The sequence below is a fragment of the Caballeronia sp. genome (assembly GCF_049581465.1).
Taxonomy (GTDB): Bacteria; Pseudomonadota; Gammaproteobacteria; order Burkholderiales; family Burkholderiaceae; genus Caballeronia.
The window spans coordinates 1-2,548 of sequence record NZ_JBAUSA010000773.1; the positions used below are offsets into that span (position 1 = coordinate 1).

The following is a 2,548-nucleotide window of genomic DNA, read 5'->3' on the forward strand; positions in this document are numbered from 1 at the left end:
TTCGTGACCGGGTGCGCGGGCTCTCCGAAGAAGAGGCTCGCCAGTTCCTTCTGCCACCAGGTGTGCTTGGTCCGGCCGATGGTGGGATCGCTGGCTTCCTTCGATGTCTCTTCAAGCTCCCGGCGCAGCGCATATAGCGCCGTCAACAGAGGCTGTCCCGCCGACGGAGCGCGGCGCAACGCGTAGTAAGTGCTCGAACCATCGGGTGCGGCTTTCTGCTGGCAGTATTCGTCGAAGTTCACAGGGCGGGGAGGTAGTGACGGCTCAACGCCGATCGGTCAGTGCCAGAAAAAAAGCCATTGAGATTCAATGGCTCGTGGGGTGTTCCGGATGGCTGGGCAAGCGCCCATACCGAGCAACGCGACAGCACGGCCTAATCTCAAATTATCGCCCGGATGGAGAGGGGCTGCAACCTTGCGCAGGCTCTGACGGCTTGTCCCCTCACGGGCTCATTGTTCTTCGCAGATCACGTCGAACTTGATCAGTTTCGTCGGCCCGAAGGTGTTGCTGATCGCGACATCGGCGGCGTCGCGGCCACGAGCCATCAGCACGCGGCCAGTTCTCGGCACGTTGTTGCGGGCATCGAACGTCTGCCAGGTCCCGCCGATAAACGCTTCGAACCACCCGGCGAAATCCATCGATGAATGAGGCAGCGGCACGTTGACGTCGCTGATGTAGCCCGTGCAGTAACGCGCCGGGATGTTCATCGCGCGGCAAAGTGTGAGGGCGAGATGCGCGAAATCGCGGCATACGCCTTGACGCTCGTTGTACGCTTCCCACGCGGTTTTCGTTGGCCGGGCGTGTGCGTAGTTGAACACGATGTGGTTATGCACGAAGTCGCAGATCGCCTGTACCCGAGGGCGTCCGAGGGGCCCCTTGCCAAACTGTTTCCACGCGAATTCGGAGAGCAAGTCGGTTTCGCAATAGCGGCTGCCGAGCAGGAAGACGAGACATTCGTTGGGCAGTTCTTCGACCGGATGCTGCTCGCCGCTCGGCGAAGGAATCTCGGGGTCCGGCGACACTTCAACCAGCGCCGTCGTCGACAGCGTGATGTGTCCTTTCGGCGCGACCAGCCGGCTGCACAGGTTGCCAAAGCCATCGCGATACTGCGAGATCGGCACGGGCGGATCGACCTTGAGCACATCGGCGACGAGCATCTGCGGCGCGAACGAAAAATGGGTGTTCAGCATGAGGAGCATGGGTGTCGGTTGCGGACACTCGTAGACCAGCTCGTAACCAACGCGGAGTTTCATGGGAGCGGCCTTTAGACCTTTAGACGGAGATGATCATGAGTGAAGCTCGGTCACACTGACCTCGACATCTAGGCCGCGGAACGAACCAGGCTCGCCATTCCAGGTTCCCCATAAGGGCAGAGCCTGATGATAGTCCCACGCGACCGCGACGCGAATGAGATGGCGGTTGCCGACAATACTGTTGGTCGGATCGAAATCGACCCAGCCGGCACCCGGCAGGAAGATCTGCAACCAGGCGTGGGTTGCGCCGCCGCCGCGCGCGGTGGGTGCGTTGGATTCTTCGCTGGATTCGTCTTTGGGGGCAGCGGGCGCTGCTTCGCGTGGGGCGTCGTGATCCGGCACGTAGATATAACCGCTCACGAAGCGCGCAGCGAGGCCGAGCGAGCGGACCGCATCCATCATCAGGACGGCAAAATCGCGACAACTGCCGCTGTGCAGGCGCAGGGTATCGGCGGGACGATTGACGCCCTTTTCCGTACGGCGCACGTACTTGAAGTCGTCGTTGATTTCCTTCGTCATGGCGCGCAGCAACGCCATCGTGCCGATGGTCTCGCCGGGCGTGACAAAGCGCCGGGCCCATGCGTCGACATCGCCGTCGGGATCCGGTCGATTGCGCGCGTTCACAAGATCCGACGCTTCCTCGTTCGTGTACGTGAACGGAAAGGTGGCAGCGTACGGTTCCAGCGCGTAGTCGGGCTGCGGCGATTCAACGTGCTCGATGGTCACTTCGCTCTCGAACGACAGCTCGGCCGCCTGGGTGTCGAACGTGGCGACTGCGACGGAGTTATCGAAGACATCGTGCAGCCAGCGCAAGCGCGCCGGCTCCGGCGTGATCTTCAATTGCGTGGTGACGAGGCGCACGTCGTGACTTGAGCGCGGGCGAAACATCATCCGGTGCTCGCCGAAATCGACGGGTTCCGAATACCGGTAGACGCTCAGGTGCCTTACGGTAAAGCGTTGTGGTTCGTTCACTTGAAAGTGTCCCGTCGTGATGGACTCGACAGGCGAGAGGCCGTCAGTCGCGAACCTCCGCGACCGTGCCGCGAGGCTTGCGGCATGCGTGTTGAAAGCCATGGCGGTGCCTGTGATCCGGGTGGCTGCAATGGCCAGCCCTTGCGGTCTTCAGGATACAGGAGACACGCGGGTCGAAAGAATTCGTTTGGGGCGGGGCCGGGCTGGACGGGCCGCCAGTGGGAGCGCTACGCGACGGTATCGAGCACGACGCGCCCCATCGTCAGACGCTTGATCAGTGCGCGCGTAATCGATGCAGCGTCGGCCTGCGCGCTCGCTGTAGC

3 protein-coding genes are annotated in these 2,548 nt (G+C 62.2%); all 3 read right to left on the reverse strand.

Going from position 1 to position 2,548, the window contains the following annotated elements; translation table 11 throughout:
• Window positions 1-242: squalene/phytoene synthase family protein (locus tag WCA53_RS19055; protein WP_423914088.1), on the reverse strand; the 242-nt coding region annotated here is incomplete at its 3' end.
• 207 nt (window positions 243-449) lie between these two features.
• Window positions 450-1,253 (reverse strand): transglutaminase domain-containing protein, encoded by an 804-nt coding sequence (locus WCA53_RS19060; protein WP_423914091.1) that lies wholly within the window; start codon window positions 1,251-1,253, stop codon window positions 450-452.
• 33 nt (window positions 1,254-1,286) lie between these two features.
• Window positions 1,287-2,225 (reverse strand): transglutaminase family protein, encoded by a 939-nt coding sequence (locus WCA53_RS19065; RefSeq protein WP_423914095.1) that lies wholly within the window; start codon window positions 2,223-2,225, stop codon window positions 1,287-1,289.
• Window positions 2,226-2,548 lie beyond the last annotated feature (323 nt).